Below are 945 nucleotides of genomic sequence, written 5' to 3' on the forward strand. Positions count from 1 at the left end.
TTTCCGTCCCTGCTGGAAGGTGGTATTTGCCATAAGTTTTTTCCGGCATTTCAGCCATGTGTCAGAGGAAATGAGTGCTTCATGGGGAGCGATAACAAGTATCTGGTCTTTTAAGCACCTGTCCTTGTCCTCCTTCACATCCCGCCCCTTATAGAGATAGCAGCCGTTTGTTCCGGCAAAGTCAGAAGCGTCATTGACAATCGCTGCACCCTGACTCTTGAAAAATTCGTACAGCTCCAAGTCGGCCTGTGCATAAACGGGGTTTCGCAAAAGCTGGGAAAGAAAACTCCGAACCATTGACTTCTCGTAAATCTTGATACCCTGTTCCTCGAAGTATCGGGTAATATCTCCGAAGGAGGTTTCCGGTTCAGCGTACATTTCAAACATCAGCCGTACATGGTCGGCGGCTATGGGGTCGGCAACCATTTTCTTTGTACGGATACCCTCTACCACAGTAGGCTCTAACTGATAACCGTATGGTGCCTGTCCGCTCATGTGGAAACCTTTCAGACACCGGGAATAGTAGGCGTCTGTGACACGCTTCTGAATTGTCTCCCGTTCAAGCTGGGCGAATACAATGCAGATATTCAGCATGGCCCGGCCCATCGGGGTCGAAGTATCAAACTTTTCTGTGGATGATACAAACTCCACATCATACTCTTGAAACAGCTCCATCATCGTTGCAAAGTCCAGAATAGAGCGGCTTATACGGTCCAGTTTATACACGATGACCCGCCTGACCTTTCCCTTGCGGATCTCGCCCAACAGCTTTTGAAACTCCGGCCTATCCGTATTTTTACCGGAATAGCCTTTGTCCTTGAATACCCGGCAGCTCCCACCTTTCAATTCATACTTGCAAAAGTCAATCTGACTTTCAATGCTGATACTGTCCTTGCGGTCTACTGACTGTCTTGCGTAAATACAATCTTCTCTGATAAATTCCAT

1 protein-coding gene is annotated in these 945 nt (G+C 47.7%); it reads right to left on the reverse strand.

The annotated features are described in order from the left end of the window. Nucleotides 1-945: recombinase family protein (locus GPK90_RS11985; protein WP_215703093.1), on the reverse strand; the 945-nt coding region annotated here is incomplete at its 3' end.

This window comes from Clostridium sp. MCC344 (genome assembly GCF_018785365.1).
GTDB lineage: Bacteria > Bacillota > Clostridia > Lachnospirales > Lachnospiraceae > Pilosibacter.